This window comes from Vibrio sp. KUL78, from assembly GCF_059725505.1.
Genome location: NZ_AP045837.1, coordinates 2,778,317 through 2,800,735 on the forward strand (window position 1 = coordinate 2,778,317; position 22,419 = coordinate 2,800,735).

Annotated in this window: 18 protein-coding genes and 3 pseudogenes; 16 read left to right on the plus strand and 5 right to left on the minus strand. The window is 45.8% G+C overall.

What is annotated here, in order from left to right:
* Nucleotides 1-242: 242 nt before the first annotated feature.
* Nucleotides 243-1,121, plus strand: coding sequence for a TraB/GumN family protein (locus AC6I8Y_RS12975; RefSeq protein ID WP_498020309.1), 879 nt, complete (start codon nt 243-245; stop codon nt 1,119-1,121).
* Nucleotides 1,122-1,763: 642 nt separating this feature from the next.
* Here AC6I8Y_RS12975 and cueR read toward each other — a convergent pair.
* Complete coding sequence (gene cueR / locus AC6I8Y_RS12980) at nt 1,764-2,168, minus strand: Cu(I)-responsive transcriptional regulator (protein ID WP_234495311.1); 405 nt, start codon at nt 2,166-2,168, stop codon at nt 1,764-1,766.
* A gap of 174 nt (nt 2,169-2,342) precedes the next feature.
* On the opposite strand from cueR, the gene AC6I8Y_RS12985 reads away from it, so the two are divergent.
* Nucleotides 2,343-2,969: a YccT family protein gene (locus AC6I8Y_RS12985; protein WP_128648979.1), complete on the plus strand. Its 627-nt coding sequence runs from the start codon at nt 2,343-2,345 to the stop codon at nt 2,967-2,969.
* 151 nt (nt 2,970-3,120) lie between these two features.
* Here AC6I8Y_RS12985 and AC6I8Y_RS12990 read toward each other — a convergent pair whose 3' ends face one another.
* From AC6I8Y_RS12990 to zipA, 3 genes and pseudogenes are all read right to left on the minus strand, one after another.
* Nucleotides 3,121-4,245, minus strand: a complete 1,125-nt coding sequence (locus tag AC6I8Y_RS12990) for a porin (RefSeq protein ID WP_234495310.1) — start codon at nt 4,243-4,245, stop codon at nt 3,121-3,123.
* 484 nt (nt 4,246-4,729) lie between these two features.
* Nucleotides 4,730-6,734 (minus strand): annotated as a pseudogene (gene ligA / locus AC6I8Y_RS12995) (NAD-dependent DNA ligase LigA).
* 67 nt (nt 6,735-6,801) lie between these two features.
* Nucleotides 6,802-7,804 (minus strand): annotated as a pseudogene (gene zipA / locus AC6I8Y_RS13000) (cell division protein ZipA).
* A gap of 217 nt (nt 7,805-8,021) precedes the next feature.
* On the opposite strand from zipA, the gene cysZ reads away from it, so the two are divergent.
* On the plus strand, nt 8,022-8,726 hold the full coding sequence (gene cysZ, locus AC6I8Y_RS13005; RefSeq protein ID WP_498021514.1) for a sulfate transporter CysZ: 705 nt from the start codon (nt 8,022-8,024) through the stop codon (nt 8,724-8,726).
* A 59-nt stretch (nt 8,727-8,785) separates the two neighbouring features.
* Here cysZ and AC6I8Y_RS13010 read toward each other — a convergent pair whose 3' ends face one another.
* Nucleotides 8,786-9,256 carry a zinc ribbon-containing protein gene (locus tag AC6I8Y_RS13010; RefSeq protein ID WP_128648982.1) on the minus strand — a complete coding sequence of 157 codons (471 nt, stop codon included), beginning with the start codon at nt 9,254-9,256 and terminating at the stop codon, nt 8,786-8,788.
* A gap of 137 nt (nt 9,257-9,393) precedes the next feature.
* Here AC6I8Y_RS13010 and leuS point away from each other — a divergent pair, with 137 nt between their 5' ends.
* From leuS to AC6I8Y_RS13075, 13 genes and pseudogenes are all read left to right on the plus strand, one after another.
* A complete protein-coding gene (gene leuS, locus AC6I8Y_RS13015; protein WP_498020310.1) occupies nt 9,394-11,967 on the plus strand; it encodes a leucine--tRNA ligase in 2,574 nt (857 codons plus the stop codon).
* Between the two features lie 131 nt (nt 11,968-12,098).
* A complete protein-coding gene (locus AC6I8Y_RS13020; protein ID WP_234495306.1) occupies nt 12,099-12,665 on the plus strand; it encodes an LPS-assembly lipoprotein LptE in 567 nt (188 codons plus the stop codon).
* Between the two features lie 13 nt (nt 12,666-12,678).
* On the plus strand, nt 12,679-13,698 hold the full coding sequence (gene holA / locus AC6I8Y_RS13025; protein ID WP_394150749.1) for a DNA polymerase III subunit delta: 1,020 nt from the start codon (nt 12,679-12,681) through the stop codon (nt 13,696-13,698).
* A gap of 71 nt (nt 13,699-13,769) precedes the next feature.
* The gene (rsfS, locus tag AC6I8Y_RS13030) at nt 13,770-14,087 is read left to right on the plus strand and encodes a ribosome silencing factor (RefSeq protein ID WP_042473714.1); all 318 of its coding nucleotides are present in this window, start codon (nt 13,770-13,772) and stop codon (nt 14,085-14,087) included.
* Nucleotides 14,088-14,091: 4 nt separating this feature from the next.
* Nucleotides 14,092-14,562, plus strand: coding sequence for a 23S rRNA (pseudouridine(1915)-N(3))-methyltransferase RlmH (gene rlmH, locus AC6I8Y_RS13035; RefSeq protein ID WP_042473711.1), 471 nt, complete (start codon nt 14,092-14,094; stop codon nt 14,560-14,562).
* Between the two features lie 11 nt (nt 14,563-14,573).
* Nucleotides 14,574-16,460, plus strand: a complete 1,887-nt coding sequence (gene mrdA, locus AC6I8Y_RS13040) for a penicillin-binding protein 2 (protein ID WP_498017764.1) — start codon at nt 14,574-14,576, stop codon at nt 16,458-16,460.
* Nucleotides 16,457-17,578, plus strand: coding sequence for a rod shape-determining protein RodA (gene rodA / locus AC6I8Y_RS13045; protein WP_234495303.1), 1,122 nt, complete (start codon nt 16,457-16,459; stop codon nt 17,576-17,578). The genes mrdA and rodA overlap by 4 nt, the downstream gene beginning before the upstream one ends.
* Nucleotides 17,578-18,381, plus strand: a complete 804-nt coding sequence (locus tag AC6I8Y_RS13050; RefSeq protein WP_498020311.1) for a septal ring lytic transglycosylase RlpA family protein — start codon at nt 17,578-17,580, stop codon at nt 18,379-18,381. Before rodA ends, AC6I8Y_RS13050 begins: the two co-directional genes overlap by 1 nt.
* Nucleotides 18,382-18,480: 99 nt before the next feature.
* Nucleotides 18,481-19,659 (plus strand): serine hydrolase, encoded by a 1,179-nt coding sequence (locus AC6I8Y_RS13055; RefSeq protein WP_394150752.1) that lies wholly within the window; start codon nt 18,481-18,483, stop codon nt 19,657-19,659.
* A 143-nt stretch (nt 19,660-19,802) separates the two neighbouring features.
* The gene (gene ybeD / locus AC6I8Y_RS13060) at nt 19,803-20,081 is read left to right on the plus strand and encodes a DUF493 family protein YbeD (RefSeq protein ID WP_042473702.1); all 279 of its coding nucleotides are present in this window, start codon (nt 19,803-19,805) and stop codon (nt 20,079-20,081) included.
* A 176-nt stretch (nt 20,082-20,257) separates the two neighbouring features.
* Nucleotides 20,258-20,900 (plus strand): annotated as a pseudogene (gene lipB, locus AC6I8Y_RS13065) (lipoyl(octanoyl) transferase LipB).
* A gap of 4 nt (nt 20,901-20,904) precedes the next feature.
* Nucleotides 20,905-21,870, plus strand: a complete 966-nt coding sequence (lipA, locus tag AC6I8Y_RS13070; protein ID WP_446567887.1) for a lipoyl synthase — start codon at nt 20,905-20,907, stop codon at nt 21,868-21,870.
* Between the two features lie 191 nt (nt 21,871-22,061).
* Entirely contained in the window at nt 22,062-22,391 is a 330-nt protein-coding gene (locus tag AC6I8Y_RS13075) for a hypothetical protein (RefSeq protein WP_042496692.1), read from the plus strand.
* Nucleotides 22,392-22,419: the final 28 nt, after the last annotated feature.

The window sequence follows — 22,419 nt, forward strand, 5'->3', positions numbered from 1 at the left end:
ATTAACCTTGATTACCGTCACAATAAGCGACCAATCAATGTCGCTTTAGAGATGTTTTTGTCGCAAAAACTCAAGATTCATCGACTAAACAACCATAAAAAGTGTGACTTTCGTCCTAATTTAGTTATTTAAAACACCATTTAATTCGCGATGAGAATTTTAATAACTGCGAGCCGTAAGATGAAAAGTATGGTGGTATTAATGTGTTAAGCTTTATCGTGAGCAACGAAAAGAGAAAAACAATGCGACAGATCATCAACACTTGTGTGACATTGGGATTAACCCTGCTTCTTGCTGGGTTCACTTCACACTTATCGGCCCAGCCAATGCTTTGGAAGGCCAAGATCCCAAATCAGACCTTGTATTTAATGGGTACAGTGCACCTTGGCTCACCAGAAACCTCAACAATGTCCAAACCTGTGTTGAACGCGCTAAACCAAGCTGATGCACTAATCGTCGAAGCCAAGCTAGATGAACCTATTACGTTTCCGAATTCAAACTCGCAACCCACTACTCGCGCCGCACTAAGTCCCGATGAAATCAACCAACTTGAATCGATTGCTTCAGTGACAAAGCTCAGTGCTAAGCAGCTATTATCGCTCCCGCCATGGCAGGTAGCACTCACGCTTCAGCAATGGCAGTTTGCTTCCCTTGGATTTGAGGCAGAATATGGGGTCGAGGCACAGCTCATGGCATGGGCCGAAGTAAACAACCTATCGACACTAGGTTTGGAGTCATTACAATTTCAAATAGATCTTATTGCTAAGCAGCCAGACAACGGCCTCGACATGCTCAAACAGACAATAAACGAATGGGCAAATAGTCAGGCAAGTATCCGTTGCCTAATTGATTCCTGGCAAGCAGGTGATGATAATAATCTTGACGCCATCTTACAGGCCGAAGCATTCAACGAGCATTTTTATCACGCATTTATCTACGAACGTAATCGAAACTGGGCCTCGACCCTAGCCGAAGATGCACGCTATAAAGAAGGCATATTCTTCGTCGCTGTAGGTGCATTGCATTTGGTCGGTGATGATAGCGTTATCGAGTTACTATCCAAAAGGGGCTACACCATTGAACGTTTAACATTACCAGGCGAAGCAGACTGCTCTATGTAATGCCCAATGTAAACTGTCTTATCAGTGAGAAAAGAAACTGAGATAAATGAGCTTTATGTAGGATAAGTAGGCTGGTCGACGGCTCTCAATGACTTAAATGACTACCTTTTAGGTCTGGATTATATTTTACTCAATTAAATCAATGAATTGGATAGAAACCGGTTAGAATTTGTTAGAAAGAAAGTAAGTAGTTGGGCACTGTTTAACTCTATTTAAGGGCTGATGTTGCTTAACTCTATATTCAATTTTTCTATCATTTTCATAACGTTATTAATTTTCGACTCCAATTAAGTTCGACTTTTTTTGGAATTAAAAATTTTTTTAATCTTCTCTATTTTTTTTGATCTTTATTAGCCCTTGTTCATACTTAGCTGTATCTCGAAGTGTGAGATGTTTTCTATTAATCGTTATGAGGGATCGTTATGAAATATTTTGCCGCTTTAGTCCTAGGGTGTGTTCTTTCACTACCCGCAGTAGCCTCCAACAGTTCTGCATTGGGTCCGTACGTAGAATGCCAACTACCTGATGGCAGCCAGACTTATACTCCTATCGAACGCTGTAAACTCCTAGGGGGAGAGCGACGTTTCTAACACTTAGAGAAACTGATAATGGGCTGCTTTACTGCGAGTTCCGGCTTCGAGCCTAAGCTTTGGTATTGCAGCCTTGAATAAGGTCGTCAACGATTGGACATGAAGCACTACCATCACCTGGGCACTGTTCTAACCAAGTCTCGAGCTGAGCTTCTATTGAGCGTAGTTCTTCAATCTTAGACTTTACTTCAGCAAGTTTCTCACTTGTTCTTGTTTTGACCTCTGCGCTAGTTCTGTCAGGTCGAAACGCCAAGTCGACCATATCTCGGCATTCTTCCAAAGTAAAACCTACACGCTTGGCTTTGGCTACGACACTGAGTTGTTCAATGTGTTTTGCAGTGTAAGTTCGGTATCCGTTTTCACCGCGTAACGGAGGGGAAATCAACTTTTTCTCTTCATACAAACGAATGGACTTGGCGGTTAGGCCCGTTTTTGCTGCAACTTCACTAATATTCATAGCACCCTCTTTCGCGATACCTATGCCTTGTTGCTCAAATGATAAGTGACTCGCAATTTTCTGTACAGAACAAGTTCTCTTGCAAAAGCCGGTATTATTCGCGATGTAAAATAACTAGTATTAGTGAGACCCTACATCAAGATTGCCGTGTTGGCAAAGTACTAAGGAGTGGTAATGAAAATAGCAAAAACACTACTTGCAGGCATAGTTTTAGCCCCCACCATGGCATACTCTGCGGTTACGCTAGATGTTCCCAAAGGCCTACAACTACTGACCGTTAATGGTAAGGATGCCGGTTATTCGAATTTTGGTTTTGACTCAAAGGACGACATCGTTTTAGAAAACGGCGTCAATCAACTTGTGTTTCGCATTTCTAAAATAGTCATGGAAACAGGCTCCGATAAAACCAAGTTCAAATCTCAGCCCTTGGTAGCAACATTCGAAACCTCTGACAAAGCTATCTCTATCTCAGTGCCGAACGTTCAAACCTTACAGCAAGGAATGGAGTTCAATTCTAAACCTGAGTTTGATATTACAACGAACGGAAAGCCGATTCCCGATGTAAAAAAAGATCAACTAGGTCTCACCTTCAGCTTAACCGCTGATATGGCACAAGAAGTCAATGACTACAATCAGACCAATGCAGTAGCGAGCTTATCTCAATTTACTCAAACTTCAAAAGTTCAGGCTACAGAACTCAATAGTGATGCATACCAAGAGATGAAGTCATCATTTAAAAGCGCGTCATATGAAGAACGTAAAAAGTTCCTAACTTGGGCAATTAGCAACTTAGAAGAATAGCGGTTCAAAAGTATCATGACCCAAACACACAAAGCCTGCTCGAAAGCAGGCTTTTTTATTATTACTGACACTTAATCTTAGCAAAACATTTTAATCTAAACCAAAAACGGCCCCATTATATGGGGCCAAAATGACAGTGTTTGAGATTTAATTAGAAGTAGTATTCTAGACCTAGACCCCAACCAAACTCTGCAGAAGAGTTATCTTTAGAGATCATGTAAGGACGTACATATGTAATGGCAGAATCATCTAGGAAATATAGAGCCTGTGCCGAAACAATATAGTCTGCGTAACCATCCGTATCGGTATCATCAATTTTAGGCTCTAGGTTTGCCGCATAATTTAGCTTGAACTGCCAGTTTTCAACACCGCTAAATACGGCACCCAGCGAGTAGCTATTTTGAGAGATCTTAGAACCATATTGAAGAAGATCGTTGTCATCTTTATCTTTGAGCTCTTTATAATCTGCTTCCTCGTACTTCCATGCGCCGTTAAAGCCAAACGTATCGAAGTTTAGTTCAAAGCCTAGTAATCCTGCTTGTGTATCTGAGCGACCATTTACTGTGTCTTTATCCCCAATAAGAGGTGCACCAGGGTTTTGCTTCAAGAAGTTTTGGTAAGCAGAGTTCAATGTGTCAAACTTACGGTCCTTACCATACTCATAACCACCGTGCAGTGTCAGTACGCCAACGCTGTAGTGTGCACCTAGTCCATAGAAGTTCGAATCCGCACTCGCTTCATCACCGCGACCCGCTGCTAGGTTGAAAGTGAAACCGCCAAGGTTTGCAGAATCATAGCGAACCATATTTGATTGACGATCGTAGCGTGCACCACCTAGTACATCACCACCCCAGTCAAAGATAGCGCCAGCTCGTTGACCCGAGTAAGGCCAGTCAATCACTTCATAAAGTGGAGTAAGCATACGACCGATACGGATTCGACCAGCGTCTTCAAACTCAAAACCACCGTAGGTATCACGAACACCAAGTCCACTACCAGCGCCATCGTCACCAACGTTACCGCCTTCAAGCTGCCAGATAAATTTAGGACCGCGTGCCAGTTCGTGAGAACCACGCAAACCGAAGCGAGATTCGTTCTCTAGCTTAATTGGAGCGTCACCACCACCAATTTTATCTTCACCAAATTGCCATACAGAAAGAGCAATCTGACCATATAGATCTACTGTATCTGTTGCTGGTTTCGCTTGAACGGCACCTGCCATTGTTAATGAAGCCACTGCTGCACCTAGAAGAGTGCGTTTAAACATTTTTTCCATGGAATAAACTCCTAAAAATGGGTATAGCTGTTGTCAATAATTCACTCTTAAGTTGGCCGCCGAAGAACAAATTACTTCCTTTTTATTTATAACCAGAACTTCCGATTAATTTTGCTGTCTACACTGTGTGTATCCATATTCACAAGACTAACTTCGCGAGAAAAAATATCAATTTAAGACTTATTTTTGGTAAAAAAAATAGGAGGCACTACAAAGTTTGGGGTGAGTTATTGATGGAGATCTTATTTTTAATCCTAACTTTAATGAAATGCTTTACATTCATTAATAAAAAGCAATAGCGCGAAAACTACACCAATTAATGTGAAGTGACTCGCACCAATATTTTTTCATCAAAATAAATTAAAAATAAGTGAGTTATTCATTTGCTGTTTGGCTATTAATATTCTAAACAGCAATTATTTGAAGTGACTCGCAAAAACAGCCCCGATATATAATCGGGGCTGTTTATTAAATTAATAAAAGACTATTGAATCAGCTCTATCAAATCCGCTTCGGTTCTAACTTCGATACCTAGCTCTTGCGCTTTCGCAAGTTTCGACCCAGCGTTGTCTCCGGCGAATAATATATCTGTCTTCTTAGATACGCTACCCGTGACTTTAGCCCCTAGTGCCTGAAGCGCCGCTTTCGCATCATTTCGGTTGAGTACAGACAGTGAACCTGTCAGTACCACCGTTTTGCCTTCCAATGGCTGTGGTGTGTCTGCTGCTACCTCTTCAATATCAGGCCAGTGAATACCTGCTTCGATAAGGGCAGCAATCACGTTTTGATTAAGCTCAGCCTTAAAGAAGAACTGAATATGCTTAGCAACAATCTCACCAACATCTTGAACTTCAATGAGCTGTTCATGTGTGGCCTGACTAATAGCATCCAGTGTTTTGAAATGCGCGGCCAAGTTTGCTGCCGTAGCCTCTCCAACCTCACGAATGCCGAGGGAATATAAGAAGCGCGCTAGTGTCGTTTCTTTCGATACGTTCAGGGCATTCACCACATTCTGAGCAGACTTTGGCCCCATTCGCTCTAGAATTGTTAATTGACCAGCAGATAAACGGAATAGATCAGCCGGTGTTTCCACCATTTCCTTATCGACTAATTGCTCTATGACCTTTTCACCTAACCCATCCACATCTAGGGCTTTTCGAGAAACGAAGTGTTTCAGCGCCTCTTTACGCTGCGCCTGACACACTAAACCGCCAGTACATCGAGCAACGGCTTCCCCTTCAATACGCTCAACTAAAGAAGAGCACACTGGGCAGTGCGTTGGAAACTCGATGTCTTTTTGCATCATCGGGTCTGCGCTCAGGTACAAAAGACACGATCTGAGGAATAACATCTCCCGCTCGGCGGATAATCACGCTGTCGCCCACTTTTACGCCCAAGCGCTCAATCTCATCGGCGTTGTGCAGCGTTGCATTACTGACAGTCACTCCACCAACAAATACTGGCTCAAGTTTGGCTACTGGGGTGATGGCTCCAGTGCGCCCTACTTGAAAATCTACAGAGTTCAAGACTGTGATTTCTTCTTGTGCCGGAAACTTATAAGCAATCGCCCAACGTGGGGCGCGAGCAACAAAACCCAGCTGCTCTTGCAAAGCGACATTATCGACCTTAATCACCACGCCATCAATTTCGTATGCAAGTGCTTCACGCTTTTCTTGGATTTCTTTGTGGTAGGCTTTGACTTCCTCAATACTATTGACGCGTTTAGTTTCTGGGCCCATCGGGAAACCAAGCGATTTTAGCTTCAAGAAGCGGTCATAGTGACTGGCAGGAAGCTCGGTGCCCTCGACAACCCCTAGGCTATAGGCGTAAAAGCTAAGTGGGCGCTTCGCTGTGATACGAGAATCTAGCTGACGCAAACTGCCAGCTGCGGCATTTCTTGGGTTAACGAATACCTTCTCACCTTTTTTCGCCGCTTGCTCGTTGAGTTTCTCAAAGCCCGCCTTCGGCATAAAGACCTCACCACGAACTTCGATACGAGCCGGAATATCATCACCTTGAAGCTTGAGAGGTATTGCACTGATAGTACGAACGTTTTCTGTAATGTTTTCGCCCGTCGTACCATCACCTCGTGTCGCGGCTTGTACTAGCGTGCCATTTTCGTAGAGAAGGCTTACGGCCAAGCCGTCAAGCTTCACTTCACAGCAATAGGCGCCAACATCCGTGCGATTCAGTCGCTCTGAGACGCGCTTGTTAAAGCCATCTAAGTCTTCATCTGAGAACGCATTGTCCAGCGACAACATTGGTATTTCATGTTGAACTTGGCTGAAGCTATCAAGAGGTAGACCGCCCACTCGCTGGCTTGGCGAGTCCACTGTCACCCATTCTGGGTGTTCAGCTTCAATACTAAGTAGCTCTTGCATAAGACGATCATATTCAACGTCTGGGATTTCAGGGCTGTCTTCAACATAGTACTTCACACCGTGATAATGAAGCTGTTGTTTGAGTTCGTTTAATCGTTGTTGCGACATGTTATACCTTGATAGTACTGATAAAAAAGGCTCCATAGGAGCCTTTTTTGCTTCGATTTAATTCAGATTACGCGCTGGCTTTTGCCAGGTTAAATTCTTTGATCTGTTGACGGTATGCGTCCAGTCTCGTTGGCGTAATAAGGTTGCGTCTGTCATCCAATACGTTGCCACCGAGATCGTCAGAGATCTGCTGCGCTGTACGTAACATCAGCTTGAAATTTTGGTCTGCTTCGCCAAAACAAGGTAGCGTCATAAAGAATGAGATACCTTTAGTGGTAAAGGTTGCTGGGTCGTCATGTTGAAGCGTGCCTGGTTGCATCATGTTCGCGACACTAAACAGCACTTTACCTGTACCCGACAAATCAGCGTGGCGGTGGAAAATATCCATCTCACCGTAAATAAGACCGTTTTGACGCATACTGTCGAACAATTCTGTTCCGTTGAAAAGGTGCATCACCAGAGCAATGTACGTTGAGCACTAAGACTTCCATCTCTGGTTCTTTTGGTTCCACCGGCTCTTGGGCTACTGCTGGTGCTACTGGCTCAGAGATACTCACTGGCGCTTCTGGCTCTTCAAGTTCTTCGCCAATGTCATCATTGAGCGCGTCAAGATCGATTCTCGGCTCAACTGCATCAATATCATCATCTTTACTAGCAGAAAACGATGGCAGAGGCTCTTCCTCTTGAGTTTCAACAACTGCAGTTGGCGTTGGTTCTTCTACAGGCGCGCTTTGGATACTAACGGGCGCTTCCTGTAACTCTGGTTCAGGTTGTTCCGCCTGCTGCTGGATTGGCGTCTCTTCTGGTAGCGTATCATCCAGTGGATCATAAGCAGGCTTCTGCTCATTTAATCCAAAATCCGGCTCTGTGCGTGTCTTTCTGATAATCTCAAAATCATCTTCAGGAGCAACGTAGTCAGCGTCAGCGTTGTCATTTTCGTCTAACTTACCTAGAGGTCGATCGCCAAATTTCTTCTGGCCTTCCTTTTTGCTCGACCACAAACCGTGGAACAGTAGCGCCGCAATAGCCAAGGCACCGACAATAATGAGTACGAATCGCAATTCCTGCATTGTTTGCTCTCAATGTTAAAAATAGTCCTTAAAGAAGCGCTTACACACTTCAGCTTTCTCTACTTTACCAAAACTCTATAGATGATTAGAACACCTAAGTATAAGAAGTTTGTGATTTCATGAAGCCTTTTTTGTTATAGTCGGGTGCATTCGCATCGCTAATACCGAAGAAAGGACACCAATTTTGAACAAAGCAAACACTGGGTTTGGCTACTTCATGCAAGGTTTTCAAATCGCTTTCACTCCTGGGATCCGACGCTACGTGTTGTTACCATTACTCGCTAACATCATTCTAGTGGGTTCTGCGATGTACTACCTTTTCTCTAATTTAAATGCATGGATTGAAGGTTGGCTAGGCTATCTACCAGAATTTTTATCATGGCTTAGCTATATCCTTTGGCCTTTGTTAGCGCTTACTATCCTTGCGACCTTTTCCTACTTTTTTAGTACCTTAGCCAACTTTATTGCGGCGCCGTTCAACGGCCTGCTTGCCGAGAAAGTTGAAGAGCAGTTAACCGGAAACAAGGTCAATGATGAAGGCCTAATGAGTGTCGTCAAAGATGTGCCGAGAATAATGGCTCGTGAATGGCGCAAACTCCTGTACACCTTGCCAAAAGCCATCGGTCTGTTTCTTTTGCTGCTGATACCCGCCATTGGGCAAACGATCGGTCCTTTTGCTTGGTTCATCTTTACCGCGTGGATGCTGGCTATTCAGTACTGTGACTACCCGTTTGATAACCACAAAGTCCCGTTTAACGACATGCGATTGTCGTTAAAGCAAAAGCAAGGCAAAGCCTATAGTTTTGGAATGTTGGTGTCACTGTTCACCGCGATTCCAATTCTGAACCTGTTTATCGTTCCTGTATCGGTTTGTGGGGCGACAGCAATGTGGGTGCAAGAATTCCGCGACCAATACAAGTAGACGCGAGATAAAACGTCGATGTTCCTTATTTTATGGTAAGGAACATCGCAACAGGAACATTAAGGCTTTAAAGGCTGGCGACTAAAGGTTTTGTTGCCACACTTACCACAATCGCTGATTACCGTTGGATGATTGTACTCGGTCTTATGGCCACACTCTTCACAAACCAGTACACCCAAGCCAATCATTTCTCCAGAGGTGTACACACCTTGATGTTCAAGGTCTTGGAACAACTCGACCCACTCGACTCTCGTCTTGTCGGTAATGTCCAATAATCCCTGCCAAATCGAGTTCGCAATCATCAAATAAAAAGGACCGCTTTTGCTCTCCTCATAGTTGTCAGCGAACTCTTTCAGATCCGACTTCACATACGCTGAGATCAGTGCCATTTCGTCCTTGGTCATATCGTTGGCTGCCTCGACAACTTGCCCTGACTTTTCAAGCACGTGCTGTAGCTCATCCGGGCTGTGTTTGAGATTCTCAACCACGTCTTCGATCATTTCTTCATAACTGGTTTTACGCTTAGGCATACATCCCCCTATTTACCCCAATACGATGAAGGCTATATTGGCTATTGTTGACCGAGCTTCCTTTAGGTATTCTATGACGATCTATTAGTCTCTGTATTAACAGAACTCACAAATTCCAAGATAACCGGACATCATCGATGCAAGAACAATACAACCCACAAGACATTGAACGTAAAGTTCAACAGCATTGGGACAACAATGAAACCTTTGTTGTAAGTGAAGACCCAAATAAAGAAAAATTCTACTGCCTGTCAATGTTCCCTTACCCAAGTGGACGACTGCACATGGGTCACGTACGTAACTACACGATCGGTGATGTGGTATCTCGTTTCCAACGCCTGCAAGGTAAAAACGTAATGCAACCAATTGGTTGGGATGCGTTTGGTCTACCTGCAGAAAACGCTGCAGTTAAAAACAACACAGCTCCTGCGCCATGGACTTACGAAAACATCGAATACATGAAAAACCAGCTTAAACTGCTTGGTTTTGGCTACGACTGGAACCGTGAGTTCGCTACTTGTACGCCTGAGTACTACCGCTGGGAGCAAGAGTTCTTCACTAAGCTTTACGAAAAAGGCCTAGTGTACAAGAAGACCTCTTCGGTAAACTGGTGTCCAAATGACCAAACTGTTCTTGCAAACGAACAGGTTGAAGACGGCTGCTGCTGGCGCTGTGATACTCCGGTTGAGCAAAAAGAGATTCCACAGTGGTTCATTAAGATCACTGAGTACGCACAAGAGCTTCTTGATGACCTAGACAACCTTGAAGGTTGGCCAGACATGGTTAAGACCATGCAGCGCAACTGGATTGGTCGCTCTGAAGGTGTTGAACTGAAATTTGCCGTTAACGGTCAACAAGATCTAGAAGTCTACACAACGCGTCCAGATACCCTAATGGGTGTGACTTACGTGGGTATTGCAGCAGGTCACCCTCTAGCGGCGATCGCAGCTGAGAACAACCCTGAGCTTGCAGCGTTCATCGAAGAGTGCAAAAACAACAAGGTTGCGGAAGCTGAGCTTGCGACAATGGAGAAGAAAGGTATGGCGACTGGCCTTACTGCTATTCATCCATTAAACGGTCGTGAGGTGCCAGTTTATGTGGCTAACTTCGTACTGATGGACTACGGCACAGGCGCGGTTATGGCGGTTCCTGGTCACGACCAACGCGACTTTGAGTTTGCGACTAAGTACGGTCTAGATATTCTTCCTGTCATTCAGCCTGATGATGGCAGCGAGCTGAACATCTCTGAAGAAGCATACACTGAGAAAGGCGTACTGTTTAACTCTGGTGAGTTCGATGGTCTTGAATTCCAAGCGGCATTCGATGCGATCGCAGCAAAACTGGAAGCTGAAGGCAAAGGTCACAAGACTGTGAACTTCCGTCTACGCGATTGGGGTGTATCTCGTCAACGTTACTGGGGCGCACCAATCCCAATGGTAACGACTGAAGATGGTGAAGTTCACCCAGTGCCTGCTGACCAACTACCCGTTATTCTTCCAGAAGACGTGGTTATGGACGGCGTGACTAGCCCAATCAAAGCAGATAAAGAATGGGCGAAGACTACATTTAACGGCGAACCTGCACTTCGTGAAACGGACACGTTCGATACGTTTATGGAGTCTTCTTGGTACTACGCACGTTACTGTTCACCGCAAGCTGACGACATCCTAGATCCAGAAAAAGCAAACTACTGGCTACCAGTAGACCAGTACATCGGTGGTATCGAGCACGCTTGTATGCACCTACTGTACTCTCGCTTCTTCCACAAACTGCTTCGTGACGCAGGTTATGTCACCTCTGACGAGCCGTTCAAGCAGCTACTATGTCAAGGCATGGTGCTAGCAGACGCGTTCTACTACGAGAACGATAAAGGCGGTAAAGAGTGGGTTGCACCAACAGACGTAGCGGTTGAGCGTGACGGTAAAGGTCGCATCACTTCTGCGAAAGACAACCAAGGCCGTGACGTTGAGCACTCAGGCATGATCAAGATGTCTAAGTCAAAGAACAACGGTATCGACCCTCAAGAGATGGTAGACAAGTACGGTGCAGATACAGTACGTCTATTCATGATGTTTGCATCACCTGCAGACATGACGCTTGAGTGGCAAGAGTCTGGCGTTGAAGGTGCTAACCGCTTCCTTAAACGTGTTTGGAAACTGGTTAATGAACACTCATCGAAAGGCGCAGCAGAAGCAGTCGACACAGCCGCGCTTTCTGGTGACCAAAAAGCACTTCGTCGCGACGTTCACAAGACTATCGCAAAAGTAACGGACGATATCGACCGCCGTCAAACGTTCAACACTGCTATTGCAGCTATCATGGAACTGATGAACAAGCTAGCGAAGGCTCCTCAAGAGTCAGCGCAAGATCGTGCGATTCTAGATGAAGCGCTAAAAGCAGTAGTGGCAATGCTTTACCCAATCACTCCACATATCTCATTTGAAATGTGGGCTGCTCTGGGTGAGTCTGACATTGACAACGCAGTATGGCCAACGCATGACGAGAAAGCCCTTGTTGAAGACGAGAAGCTGATCGTTGTTCAAGTAAACGGCAAACTGCGCGCTAAGCTGACTGTGGCTGCTGACGCCTCTAAAGAGCAAGTTGAAGAGCTTGGTCTGAACGACGAGAACGTCACTAAGTTCACAGATGGCAAAACTGTTCGTAAAGTGATCTATGTACCAGGTAAGCTACTGAATATTGTAGCGAACTAATCATCATCACTTTATGATATTAAGAGTCGCAGTTTACCACTGCGGCTCTTTTGTCCATTTTAAGCAAAGCCTTATCTAAGTGTCTGTTCAGGGACTTACATAAGCCTTTTCAATGAGAGTCTTCGGTAGCTATGTTTCGATTCAAACAAAAACTAACACAAGCCAGTTTTATTATTCTTCTCTCTTCTTTACTGACAGCGTGTGGATTCCAGTTGCGTGGCGAGTACTCGGTACCTGAAGACATTACCGCCATTTCGGTCACCAGTTTTGACCAATACAGCAAGATCACTCGTCTTATCAAAGAGCAACTGCGTTTGAATCAGATTGATCTCGTTTCACCGAGCAAAGACGTGCCAAATATCCATATTACCGGTGAAACCATTACCGATCGCACCCTCTCGCTGTACCAAAACACGCGTGCTGCAGAAAAAGAAGTCGTCTACGAAGTTAACTACCGTGTGACCGTACCGAATCTCGGCTCTAAAGATTTTACCGCGACCATGACCCGCAGCTACCTTGATAACCCGCTATCTGCACTAGCGAAGTCTGCTGAACGTAAGCTTATCGAAGATGAGATGCGCGAATTTTCCGCGCAGCAAATGATGCGCCAGATGGCTCGCCTTAAGACAGAAATCGAGGAGTACGAAGAACAGCAACTCCTTGAAGACACAAACACGCCAGCCGACGCTAAGTCATAATAGGTAGTTCGCTGTGAGAATATTTGCGGACAGGCTTGTTGAGCACCTAGCGAAACAGTGGCATCACTGCTTCATGCTATTTGGCAACGAGCCACTATTCGTTCAAGAAAGCCGTGACGGCATTGTCAAACACGCCAAACAACTCGGTTTTGAGGAGCACCATCGTTTTAGTATCGATAATTCCCTAGACTGGAACGAAGTGTATGACTGCACCCAGGCGCTAAGCCTGTTTTCATCGAAGCAGATCATCGAACTCTCGGTACCAGAATCGGGAATAAATGCGGGAACGGCAAAGCATCTTGCAGAAATAGCGCCCCAATTGCATGACGACATCGTACTTATCATTACCGGAACAAAGCTCACAAGAGCGCAAGAGTCCGCTAAATGGTTTAAAGCACTCAATGCCTGCTTGGTTAGCTGTAACACGCCTGACATCAAACAACTGCCGCAATGGGTAATGAGACGCTGTCGAGCCAACAATTTGACTCCAGACGGTGAAGCTGTGCAACTGCTTTGCCAGTGGCACGAGGGCCATCTTTTTGCCCTTTCTCAGAGTCTTGAGAAGCTAGGGCTACTCTACCCTGATGGACAGCTCAATCTCATTCGAGTGCAAGAATCGTTAAGTCGACACAATCATTTTACCGTCTTCCACTGGGTTGATGCGCTGCTTGAAGGCAAGCCAAAGCGTGCGCACCGTATACTGACACAACTGGAATCTGAAGGCGTTGAGGCGACGATTTTGCTGCGTACCATCCAAAAAGAGCTGACGCAGCTTTCTAAGATGCAGCAGATGCTTAAGCAGTCATCGATTAGAGAAGTGTTTGATAAGTTTAGGATTTGGCAAAACAAGAAGCCGCTGTATAGTGCGGCACTGAATCGCCTAACGCCTGAAAAGCTGCACCAAGCGATCCAACTGCTCACCGCCATCGAGATTCAGGTTAAAACCCAATATGAGCTGAGTCCTTGGCCTTACTTGCAGCAGTTGACGCTTAACCTGAGTAGCGCTGACAACAGCTTGTCTTTACAACCATAAAATCGTGATATAATTAGCGATCGATTGAGTACACGTACTCCACTATTCAAAAAAACACTGAGGAATCTCTTTTGCAACGCGAAGAATTGAAACTGTTTCTAGCTGATAAAGCGGACGATATGAAAGCCCAAGACATTGTCACTATTGATGTTGAAGGTAAGTCCAGCGTCACAGACTTTATGATCGTCTGTACCGGCACCTCTAGAAGACACGTCATTTCAATTGCCGATCATGTTGCTTCAGAAGTGAAAAAAGTAGGACTTGAGCCTTTGGGCATCGATGGTGATACCGAGGGTGAATGGGTCGTGCTGGATATGGGCTCTACCATGCTGCATGTAATGCAAGAAGAGCACCGCGAGCTGTATCAACTAGAAAAGCTTTGGAGCTAGTGGTTTGAAACTACAACTGATCGCAGTCGGTACCAAAATGCCCAAATGGGTTGAGGAAGGCTTTCAAGAGTATCGCCGACGCTTCCCACACGACATGCCACTTGAGCTCATCGAAATAACAGCAGGTAAGCGTGGCAAAAATGCGGATATCGCGCGCATCCTTCAAAAAGAAGGCGAAGCGATGCTTGCCGCGGTTCCAAAAGGCAACCGCATTGTCACGTTGGATATCCCAGGTAAGAAATGGGATACGCCTCAGCTTGCTGAGCAGCTTGAGAGTTGGAAGCTCGACGGTCGAGATGTGTCGATCTTAATTGGAGGCCCTGAGGGACTAGCACCAGCATGTAAGGCTGCTGCAGACCAAAGCTGGTCTTTGTCTGCACTGACACTGCCTCACCCGCTTGTGCGCATTGTAATGGCTGAAAGCTTATACCGAGCTTGGTCGATTACCGCTAACCATCCGTATCACAGAGAGTAATTTAGCGAGCGATGAAACGTAAACGCAGCCAGATACGGGATCATCAGGCCGAAGCGCGACTTTTCAAAAGTCGCGCCATTGTGGCTTTTGTTGCTATCGTTGCTATGGTGTTAGTGCTCGTCGCTAACCTCTACAACATCCAAGTCAACCAGTATCAAGACTATAAAACCCGCTCCAACGACAACCGCATAAAAGTCGTGCCTATCGCACCAAACCGTGGACTCATCTATGACCGAAACGGTATCTTGCTTGCAGAAAATCGTCCGGTTTTTAACTTAGAAATCACCCCAGAGAAAGTCAAAGACATGGATGCCACCATCCAAGCGCTGCGACAGTATCTGGATATTTCGCCTGAGCGTGAAGAAGCCTTCAACCGAGACCGCAAGCGAACTCGCCGCTTTAAGTCGATTCCGATACTGACGCAGTTGACGGAAGATCAAGTCGCCGTTTTTTCTGTGCATCAGCACAAATTCCCTGGTGTAGAGATTGCTGCCAATCTAAAACGTTTTTATCCGTATGGTGATGTCCTCACTCACGTGATTGGTTATGTGTCTCGAATTAATGACCGAGACATGCGACGCCTCATCCGCGAAGAAAAAGATGCCAACTATCAGGCGACTCGTGATATCGGTAAATTGGGTATCGAGCGCTACTATGAGGATATTTTGCATGGCACGGCAGGCTATCAAGAAGTTGAGGTAAACAGCCGTGGTCGAGTCCTTCGCACGCTTAAGTTTGTGCCGCCCGTTCCGGGGAAAGATATTGTCCTTAACCTTGATATCGTACTCCAGTTAAAGGTACACAAACTGCTCGATGGTCGACGTGGATCGGCTATCATTCTTGACCCGAGTGATAACGGTGTACTGGCGATGGTGTCCAGCCCAAGTTATGACCCGAACGCTTTTGTAAACGGTATCTCAGGCAAAGGGTACCGAGCATTACTGGAAGACAAAAACCGCCCACTAGTAAACCGTGCGACACTGGGTATCTATCCACCAGCGTCAACTGTTAAACCGTTTATTGCTGTTGGTGCACTTCAAGAAGGTGTGATTACCACTAAAACGACGCGTAATGACCCCGGCTACTGGCGTATTCCAAACTCTAAAACGCGCCCATTCCGTGACTGGCTGCGTTGGGGACATGGTAAGGTCGATATTCTAAAAGCGATCGAGGAGTCGGTTGATACCTTCTACTATCAAATTGCTTACGATATGGGTATTGATCGCCTATCCAAGTGGATGATGATGTTCGGCTTCGGTGACTACACGGGTATTGATATCTATGAAGAGAGCAAGGCCAACATGCCAACACGTGAGTGGAAAATGGCAAGACACCGCACCCCATGGTATCAAGGTGACACAATCCCTGTTGGTATCGGGCAAGGCTACTGGACTGCAACGCCAATGCAGATAGCGAAGGCAACATCGGTGCTCGTGAATCGCGGTGAAGTGCTCTCACCTCACCTGCTGCGCGCAACCATAGAAAATGGCGACAGCTTTGATCATCAAACATTGAGTGAAGTGGACTCTAGGCCGCCTATTTCGGGTGTACAAGAACGCTATTGGGATATCGCTCTAGAAGGCATGCGCCGCGTAAACCACGGTGTGAAAGGCACGGCTCGACGCGCTTTCGCCAATATGCCTTATCAAAGTGGTGGTAAATCGGGTACAGCGCAGGTATTTAGCTTGGCAGAAGACGAAGAATATAATGCCGAAGAGCTAGCTGAACACCTGAAAGACCACGCGTTGTTTACCGGCTTCGCCCCGTTTGAAAACCCTGAGGTCGTGGTCACCGTCGTTCTCGAGAACGCCGGTGGTGGTTCGAGTAACGGTGCGCCAGTGGCTCGACAACTGTTCGATTTGGCATTGGCAGAAAAGGAAGAGAGTGAAGAAGAATGAGATTTGATCCTTCCACCGGTCAAAGCCGAGTGATGTTTGAGCGCTTTCACATCGACCTCCCCCTTGTGCTTGGCGTTTTAGCCCTTATGGGATTTGGCTTAGTCGTCATGTACAGTGCCAGTGGGCAAAGTATGGCAATGATGGACAGACAGGCGATGCGCATGGTCCTGGCACTGGTTGTAATGGTCGTGCTAGCTCAAATTTCACCACGGACTTACGAAAGCCTAGCGCCTCTGATGTTCTTTGCCGGCGTGTTACTTCTGTTTGGGGTACTGTTTTTCGGTGAAGCCTCTAAAGGCGCTCAGCGCTGGCTAAACCTAGGGTTCGTTCGCTTTCAGCCTTCGGAGCTTCTCAAACTCGCCGTGCCGCTTATGGTCGCTCGCTACATAGGTAAACGCTCACTACCAATTACATTCCAAACCTTGATCATATCCCTGGTCATGGTGTTTGTCCCGACGGTTTTGATCGCTAAACAGCCCGATTTGGGGACCTCTATTCTAATCGCAGCATCAGGCATCTTTGTTATCTTCTTAGCAGGTATCAGTTGGAAGATTATCTTTGGTGCCGCCATGGCTCTCGGCGCTTTTGTGCCTGTGCTGTGGTTCTTCCTCATGCGCGAATACCAAAAGGTTCGTGTAAGAACGCTGTTTGACCCAGAGTCTGATCCGCTTGGTGCTGGCTATCATATTATCCAAAGTAAGATCGCGATTGGCTCCGGTGGTATTGCCGGTAAAGGTTGGATGCAGGGAACTCAGTCTCAGTTAGAATTCCTACCAGAGCGCCATACCGACTTCATCTTTGCTGTGATTGCTGAAGAATGGGGAATGGTTGGCATTCTGATTCTTTTAGCACTTTACCTGTTCATTATTGGGCGCGGTTTGTATCTCGCCAGCTCTGCTCAAACTGCATTCGGTCGAATGATGGCTGGCAGTATCGTACTGAGCTTCTTCGTTTATGTTTTTGTAAATATTGGTATGGTGAGCGGTATATTACCGGTTGTTGGTGTACCATTGCCGCTCATTAGTTACGGTGGAACCTCCATGGTGACTCTGATGGCTGGTTTTGGCATCTTAATGTCCATACATACACACAGAAAAGCATTCTCAAAGGCGACTTAATGAACAAATGGAACTTTCAATGGCGTGCCCAACTCAACTGGCTTTGGCTAGCATTAGGTGTCGCCGTTCTTGCGGGATGCTCATCATCATCGGACAGTCGTTATGACATCAAAGATGATGTCGCACCTTCAACGCCAATTTCGGTCGACCATATTGAAGGTGCTCAGCCAAAGTATGAGCCATACAGTTTAGGTGGTAACAAGAACTATACGTTACGTGGCAAGAGCTATACCGTTGTTAAAGATGCCGAGGGTTTCAAAGAGAGTGGCCAAGCATCTTGGTACGGTAAGAAGTTTCACGGTCACTTAACGTCAAATGGCGAAGTGTATGACATGTACTCCATGTCCGCGGCGCACAAAACGCTGCCATTGCCGAGCTACGTTAAAGTGAAAAACCTCGACAATGGCAAAGAGACAATTGTTCGGGTTAATGACCGCGGACCTTTCCATGATGGACGCATCATCGACTTAAGCTATGCCGCGGCGAGCAAACTCGACGTAATTAAAACGGGCACGGCAAACGTTGAAATTGAAGTCATCATCGTCGAAAAACCGTCGAGTCAGCATAAACTCGACCAACACCCTGAATACACGATCCAAGTGGCAGCATCGCCACACAAAGATCGCATCAATGAATTGTCAAAGCAGTTGGCAGAAAAGCTATCCGTCGAGACCTTCTTAACCCCTGTGAACAGTAACTACCGCTTGATGTTAGGTCCGTTTAAAGACTACAAGCAGACGCAGGACGTGCTAGAACAGGTGCAAAAGATTGGTTATCCCTCAGCTTTCGTCAAAAAACTGTAAACATCATTGACATAAATAACTGTTGTTACTTAGTGTAAGCTATCTAGTTTGTAGCAAACATTCTGTTACTATACGAACTATTACTAAAACGCATTCGAAATGAATAAGAATAAGTCTTCTATGAAATTTGTAACCACTATTGCTCTTTCCGCAACTTTGGCAGCCACTTCTGCTACTGCGGCACCTGTTGTCATGCCTGATGCGCCTCAAATCGCAGCCAAAGGCTTTGTTTTGATGGACTACAACTCTGGTAAAGTTCTAGCTGAGAAAGAGATGAACACCCAGCTTCATCCAGCTAGCCTGACAAAAATGATGACCAGCTACGTCATCGGTCAAGAGCTTAAGCGTGGTAATATTACGCCACAAGATGAAGTGACTATCAGCAAGAATGCTTGGGCTAAGAACTTCCCAGATTCATCTAAAATGTTCATCGAAGTCGGCACAAAAGTCACCGTTGATGAGCTTAACAAAGGCATCATCATTCAATCGGGTAACGATGCTTGTGTCGCAATGGCGGAGCACATTGCGGGCTCAGAAGACGCGTTCGTTGACCTAATGAACGCTTGGGCGAAGTCGATTGGCATGACCAACTCACACTTTGCTAACGTACACGGTCTAGACAATCCAAACCTGTATTCAACACCGTATGACATGGCTTTGCTTGGCCGCGCACTTATCAAAGATGTGCCTGACGAGTACCGTGTCTACTCTGAGAAGAAATTTACCTACAACGGCATCACCCAATACAACCGTAACGGTCTACTTTGGGACAAGAGCATGAACGTTGATGGCATCAAAACCGGTCACACAAGCAAAGCGGGTTACAGCCTAGTGAGCTCTGCGACTGAAGGTAAGATGCGTCTTGTCGCAGTAGTGATGGGCACTAAAAACGCTAATGCTCGTAAATCAGAAAGCAAAAAGCTACTGAGCTACGGCTTCCGCTTCTTCGAAACGGTAAATCCACACAAAGCAGACGAAACCTTCGTTGAAGAAAAAGTGTGGATGGGTGACAAAGACGCAGTCGCACTTGGCGTCGATCAGGACACCTATGTCACGCTGCCACGCGGTCAAGCGAAAAACCTAAAAGCCAGCTTCGTACTTGAAAAACAGCTAGAAGCACCAATATCTAAAGGCGATGTAGTTGGTAAGCTATACTATCAACTAGAAGGCGAAGACGTAGCTGAATACCCGCTGCTTGCTCTTGAAGATGTTCAAGAAGGTAGCCTGTTCAGCCGCTTGTGGGATTACATCGTATTACTTTTCAAGAGCTTTTTCTAAGCCTTAGCGTTTAACGCAAAAGTAATCGAGTCATCGTAAAGCCGCTTAAAGCGGCTTTACTTTTTCATTGGCTTGAGATCGTCCACGTAAGGCATTACTATTCGCACCGTTATAAAGAATTGGTATTTTTTGGAGTCCCTATTATGTTGACCATCAACTCTGATGCAAAACTCAAAGACCTACTAGAGTTCCCTTGCTCTTTTACCTTCAAAGTGATGGGTTACGCAAAACCAGAACTTCCTGAAAAAGTGTTGGAAGTGATCCAACGCCACGCGCCAGGGGACTACAGCCCAACCATTAAGCCAAGTGCGAAAGGCAACTACCATGCTGTATCTATCAACATCACAGCAACCTCAATCGAGCAGGTAGAGACCCTTTATAAAGAACTTGGTGAGATCGACATTGTTCGCATGGTTCTGTAAAAATTTGAAACTTTAAATTTTTTTTGAAAGCAGCTTAGGCTGCTTTCTTTTTTATTTATCAATAAGATAAAAAATCCGCATCATACATTGGTTAAGAATTCGTTATTTATTGGTAGTTCAAAACCATCAACATGTTTATAATGCGAATACTTTATTAAGTGGCAGCGAGGTGACTGGTGGAAAATCAGCTAGTTGTAAGGAAGCTTGGGCGAAAAGACTATGAACCTGTCTGGAAAGCCATGCATGATTTCACTGACAATCGAACAGACGACACACGAGACGAAGTGTGGTTAGTGGAACACAACCCTGTCTTTACTCAGGGACAAGCAGGTAAAAGAAGAGCACCTACTCAATACTGGTGATATCCCCGTCATTCAAAGCGATCGCGGCGGTCAGGTAACCTACCATGGTCCTGGTCAGCTCGTGGCCTACTTTCTTATCAACTTACGTCGTAAAAAGCTTGGCGTTCGCGAGCTGGTTACGCACATCGAAAACCTCGTTATCAAGACACTTAACGCGTATGATATTGAGTCAGCAGCACGACCGGATGCCCCTGGAGTGTATGTCGATGGTAAAAAAGTCTGTTCGCTCGGTCTGCGTATCCGTAAAGGGTGCTCATTCCACGGACTGGCACTCAACATAAATATGGATCTCTCCCCTTTCCTTCGTATCAACCCTTGTGGCTATGCTGGGATGGAAATGGTTCAAGTGAGCCAGCTGGGTGGTCCTAAAGAGGTCTCGACTGTCGAAGACCAAATGATCAAAGCACTATTAGAAATACTTGATTACGAGCAAGTAGAATTCAGCGAAGAAGCATAAGACGATGAGCAAACCTATCCAAATGGAAAAAGGCGTCAAATACCGTGACGCTGACAAGATGGCACTGATTCCCGTAAAGAACATGCCTACCGAGCAAAAAGAAATCCTTCGTAAACCTGAATGGATGAAGATCAAGCTGCCAGCAGACAGCCAACGTATTCAAGACATCAAGTCTGCGATGCGCAAAAACGATCTTCACTCGGTATGTGAGGAAGCATCATGCCCTAACCTGGCTGAGTGTTTTAACCACGGTACGGCAACTTTTATGATCCTTGGTGCTATCTGTACTCGTCGTTGCCCTTTCTGCGATGTAGCTCATGGCCGTCCAAATGCACCTGAAGCGGGTGAGCCGCAAAAGCTTGCTCAAACCATCAAAGATATGAAGCTTAAATACGTCGTGGTGACCTCTGTTGACCGTGACGACCTCCGTGATGGTGGCGCTCAGCACTTTGCAGACTGTAACCGTGAAATCCGCGCACTTAACCCAGAGATCCGCATCGAGACCTTGGTACCTGACTTCCGCGGCCGTATGGATGTAGCGCTTGAGGCACTAAAAGATAACCCGCCAGACGTGTTTAACCACAACCTAGAGACAGCGCCTCGCCTATATCGCAAAGCGCGTCCAGGTGCGAACTACAAATGGTCACTGCAACTTCTTCAGAAATTTAAAGAGATGCATCCAGACGTACCAACCAAGTCTGGCTTGATGATGGGTCTAGGTGAAACCAAAGAAGAGATCGTTGAAGTACTCAAAGATCTTCGCGCTCACGGCGTTACCATGCTAACTCTAGGCCAATACCTAGCGCCAAGTCGTCACCACTTGCCCGTAGAGCGTTACGTGCCACCATCAGAGTTTGATGAGCTAAAAGAGATCGCATTAGAGCTGGGCTTTACCCATGCAGCATGTGGTCCATTTGTTCGCTCGTCTTACCATGCAGACTTGCAAGCAAAAGGCGAAGAAGTGAAATAGCTTTGTCTTTTTGAAGGAACATAGCTTCTTTGAAGTAACATTGCCTTTTTCGGAACAAGAGACACGGGTTCGCTGTTGAAGCAATCCGTGTTTTTTTTGAGAAAAATATGCAACATGACAATCTCATACTCGCATTTTTGCTATTTTTAGGTAGGCTTAAAGAAAAAGTTTCACCCAATCAAGGATGTAGCATGAAGTTATTGAAAATTGGCTTGCCGATTCTAGCGGCAACAGTGATCGCAGGTTGTGCGCAAAACACTCAGCAAGACAACTATTTAGAAGCGTCATTCGAGCTATGTAACACTGAAGTGAACCTATACTCGGTCAGCGACGATGGTCGCGTTCGTATCGTTTGTAAGGACGGTGCTAAGTTCGCCCTTAACAGCGAGAAGACATTGGATATCATGCGTGATATCAACATTGATTACTGTAATGGCGAAGGCTTGGGTCAGTTTAGTGAGAGCCGTAAGTATTACTCATTCCGATGCAAATCAGGCACGTTGCTTAACATCAATAAGTAATACCCCGTGACCTTCAAGTTTCAGGCAC

Coding starts and splice junctions, on each gene's coding strand:
- AC6I8Y_RS12975 (WP_498020309.1), top strand. CDS start 243: ATGCGACAGATCATCAACACTTGTGTGACATTGGGATTAACCCTGCTT.
- cueR (WP_234495311.1), bottom strand. CDS start 2,168: ATGAATATTAGTGAAGTTGCAGCAAAAACGGGCCTAACCGCCAAGTCC.
- AC6I8Y_RS12985 (WP_128648979.1), top strand. CDS start 2,343: ATGAAAATAGCAAAAACACTACTTGCAGGCATAGTTTTAGCCCCCACC.
- AC6I8Y_RS12990 (WP_234495310.1), bottom strand. CDS start 4,245: ATGGAAAAAATGTTTAAACGCACTCTTCTAGGTGCAGCAGTGGCTTCA.
- cysZ (WP_498021514.1), top strand. CDS start 8,022: ATGCAAGGTTTTCAAATCGCTTTCACTCCTGGGATCCGACGCTACGTG.
- AC6I8Y_RS13010 (WP_128648982.1), bottom strand. CDS start 9,256: ATGCCTAAGCGTAAAACCAGTTATGAAGAAATGATCGAAGACGTGGTT.
- leuS (WP_498020310.1), top strand. CDS start 9,394: ATGCAAGAACAATACAACCCACAAGACATTGAACGTAAAGTTCAACAG.
- AC6I8Y_RS13020 (WP_234495306.1), top strand. CDS start 12,099: ATGTTTCGATTCAAACAAAAACTAACACAAGCCAGTTTTATTATTCTT.
- mrdA (WP_498017764.1), top strand. CDS start 14,574: ATGAAACGTAAACGCAGCCAGATACGGGATCATCAGGCCGAAGCGCGA.
- rodA (WP_234495303.1), top strand. CDS start 16,457: ATGAGATTTGATCCTTCCACCGGTCAAAGCCGAGTGATGTTTGAGCGC.
- AC6I8Y_RS13050 (WP_498020311.1), top strand. CDS start 17,578: ATGAACAAATGGAACTTTCAATGGCGTGCCCAACTCAACTGGCTTTGG.
- AC6I8Y_RS13055 (WP_394150752.1), top strand. CDS start 18,481: ATGAATAAGAATAAGTCTTCTATGAAATTTGTAACCACTATTGCTCTT.
- ybeD (WP_042473702.1), top strand. CDS start 19,803: ATGTTGACCATCAACTCTGATGCAAAACTCAAAGACCTACTAGAGTTC.
- lipA (WP_446567887.1), top strand. CDS start 20,905: ATGAGCAAACCTATCCAAATGGAAAAAGGCGTCAAATACCGTGACGCT.
- AC6I8Y_RS13075 (WP_042496692.1), top strand. CDS start 22,062: ATGAAGTTATTGAAAATTGGCTTGCCGATTCTAGCGGCAACAGTGATC.